Consider the following 3,310-nt stretch of genomic DNA (forward strand, 5'->3'; position numbering starts at 1 on the left):
CGCCCCGCCGCACGGCGCCCGCGCCCCGGCCCCGCGAAGACGCCCACCCCACTGCGCCTGGGCAGCCCGCGGCCCCGTCTGCGGATGGTGAGCCTGGGCCTCACGCTCGTCCTCATGGTCTTCGTCGTCCGCCTCCTCCAGGTGCAGGGCGTCGACGCGAGCACGTACGCCGCGAAGGCCGAGCTGAACCGCTTCGTCAGCCACACCATCGCGGCCGAGCGCGGCGGCATCACCGACCGCAGCGGTGTCGCCCTCGCGACGAGCGTGGACGCCTACGACATCACGGCGGACCCGACGCTGTTCACCGAGAAGGCCACCAAGGTGAAGGACGCGCCCGAGCAGGCGGCGGCCCTGCTGTCACCGATCGTCGGGGTGGACGCGGACGCGCTGGCCAAGAAGCTCAAGACCAGGAACACCCGGTACGTGCGGCTCGCCGCGCGGCAGACGCCGCAGGTCTGGAAGCAGATCAAGGACCTGCGCTCGACGCTGAACGAGAAGGCGAACGCCGAGGGCCGCGAGGCGAGCGTGCTGTCCGGGGTGCTCGCCGACCCCAGCAGCAAGCGCGTGTACCCGAACGGCGACCTCGCGGCCGGGATACTGGGCTGGGTCAACGCCGACGGCAAGGGCGGTGGCGGCGTCGAGCAGCAGCTGAACAAGGACCTCTCGGGCAAGGCCGGAAAGATCCGCTACGCCCAGTCGGGCGGCCAGCAGGTGCCCACCGCCGGCAGTACCGAGCAGCCCGCGGTGCCCGGCGCCGACGTCGAGCTGACCATCGACCGCGACATCCAGTGGGCCGCGCAGAACGCCATCACCGAGCAGGTCAAGAAGTCCCACGCCGACCGCGGCTACGTGATGGTGCAGGACACGCGGACCGGCGAGGTGCTGGCCATGGCCAACGCGCCCGGCTTCGACCCGAACGACCTGTCACAGGCCACCTCGTCCGCCATGGGCAACGCCGCGCTGCAGGACGCCTACGAGCCCGGCTCCACCGCCAAGATCATGTCGATGGCGGCCGTCCTCGAGGAGAACGTGGCGACCCCGGGCACCCACGTCGTCGTGCCCAACCGGCTGCACCGCGGCGACCGCCTCTTCCAGGACGACGTCGACCACCCGACCTGGCACCTCACGCTCAACGGCGTGCTCGCCAAGTCCAGCAACATCGGCACGATCCTGGCGACCGGCCAGCTCGGCGCGACGCAGCCGCAGGCGAACCAGACCCTGTACGGGTACCTGAGCAAGTTCGGCATCGGCAAGCCGAGCGGTCTCGGCTTCCCCGGCGAGACCTCCGGCATCCTCGCGCCGGCCGACAAGTGGTCCACGTCGCAGCAGTACACGGTCCCGTTCGGCCAGGGCTTCTCCATCAACGCCATGCAGGCGGCCTCCGTGTACTCGACCATCGCCAACGGCGGCGTACGGATCGAACCGACCCTGGTGCGCGGCACGAAGGGCGCCGACGGCCGGTTCACGCCCGCGGCCAAGCCCAAGCAGACCCGTGTCGTCAGCGCCAAGACGGCGAAGACGGTCGCGCAGATGCTGGAGTCCGTCGTCGACGACGAGGAAGGCACGGGTACGAAGGCCCGTATCCCCGGCTACCGCGTCGCCGGCAAGACGGGTACGGCCAACCGCGTCGATCCGGCCACCGGCCGCTACAAGGGGTACACGTCGTCGTTCGCCGGGTTCGCGCCCGCCGACAAGCCGCGCGTCACCGTCTACTGCGCCATCCAGAACGCCACGAAGGGGAGTTACTTCGGCGGCCAGATCTGCGGGCCCATCTACAAGCAGGTCATGGAGTTCGCCCTGAAGACGCTGCAAGTGCCGCCCACGGGCGCCAAGTCCGCGCGGTTGCCCGTCGCGTTCCAGCCATGACGGGCATGACCATGATCACCAGCACACCGTGAAGAGTCCGTGACAACCATCACCTCCGATCCAGGGAACCGGCCCACGCCACGCCCCTCGCTTCGCCCAGGGCGGGGTGGGCCCGGTACGCTCACCGCCGTGCCACACGCTGATCAGTCCCAAACCACCCAGAAGGGCGCACCCGTGACATATCCCGGGCCGCCGCGACCGGTCGAGGTCTCCGCCACCCCCCTCGCGGAACTCGCCGGTCAGCTGGGTGTCCCCGCGCCCGGCAAGGCCGTGGACATCACCGGCATCACCCACGACTCCCGCGCGGTGCGCCCCGGCGACCTGTACGCCGCACTGCCCGGCGCCCGCGCGCACGGCGCCGACTTCGCCGCGCAGGCCGCGACCCTCGGTGCCGTCGCCGCCCTCACCGACCCGGCGGGCGCCGAACGCGTCGCGGACGCCGGGCTCGTGCCGCTCGTCGTGGAGAACCCGCGCGGGCGCATGGGCGAACTGGCCGCCACGATCTACGGCCACCCCGGCCGGGACCTGCTGCAGCTCGGCATCACCGGCACCTCCGGCAAGACGACGACGGCGTACCTCATGGAGGGCGGGCTCAAGGCGGTCCGCTCGACCGGGCTCATCGGCACCGTCGAGATGCGCATCGGCGACGAGCGCATCAAGTCCGAGCGCACCACCCCCGAAGCCACCGACCTCCAGGCCCTGTTCGCGGTCATGCGTGAGCGCGGCGTCGACGCCGTCGCCATGGAGGTCTCCAGTCACGCCCTCGTGCTCGGCCGGGTCGACGGCTGCGTCTTCGACGTCGCCGTCTTCAACAACCTCAGCCCGGAGCACATGGAGTTCCACTCCGACATGGAGGACTACTTCCGGGCGAAGGCGCAGCTGTTCACGCGTGCACGCAGCAAACAGGGCGTCGTGAACTACGACGACGAGTACGGACGCCGTCTCATCGACGAGTCCGAAGTACCCGTCGTCACCTTCTCCGCCGAGGGCCACCCGGACGCCGACTGGCGCGCCGAGGACGTCGAAGTCGGGCCGCTGGGCTCGACGTTGACCGTGGTCGGCCCCCAGGGCGAGCGCGCCACCGCCAAGGCGCCGCTGCCGGGCCCCTTCAACGTCGCGAACACCCTCGCCGCGATCGTCACCCTCGCCGTCGCCGGGATCGACCCGCAGACCGCCGCGGACGGCGTCGCCGCCGTGCCCGGGGTGCCGGGCCGCCTGGAGCGCGTCGACGCGGGCCAGAAGTACCTCGCCGTCGTCGACTACGCGCACAAGACCGACGCCGTCGAGTCCGTGCTGAAGGCGCTGCGCAAGGTCACCGAGAACAAGCTGCACATCGTGCTCGGCTGCGGCGGCGACCGGGACAGGACGAAGCGGATGCCGATGGGCGCCGCGGCCGCCCGGTTCGCCGACACCGCCATCCTCACCTCCGACAACCCCCGCTCCG

2 protein-coding genes are annotated in these 3,310 nt (G+C 71.3%); both read left to right on the forward strand.

Annotation, left to right across the window (positions count from 1 at the left end):
- Positions 1-84 precede the first annotated feature (84 nt).
- Entirely contained in the window at positions 85-1,866 is a 1,782-nt protein-coding gene (locus G3I40_RS06255; RefSeq protein WP_164301162.1) for a penicillin-binding protein 2, read from the forward strand.
- A gap of 39 nt (positions 1,867-1,905) precedes the next feature.
- Positions 1,906-3,310, forward strand: a 1,405-nt coding sequence (locus tag G3I40_RS06260) for a UDP-N-acetylmuramoyl-L-alanyl-D-glutamate--2,6-diaminopimelate ligase (protein WP_164301163.1), incomplete at its 3' end; no start/stop codon positions are given.

It is taken from the genome of Streptomyces sp. SID14478 (genome assembly GCF_010548525.1).
GTDB lineage: Bacteria > Actinomycetota > Actinomycetes > Streptomycetales > Streptomycetaceae > Streptomyces.

What these genes read in the sequence shown, in the direction of transcription:
- G3I40_RS06255 (WP_164301162.1), top strand. Translation starts at nt 85, where the DNA reads ATGGTGAGCCTGGGCCTCACGCTCGTCCTCATGGTCTTCGTCGTCCGC.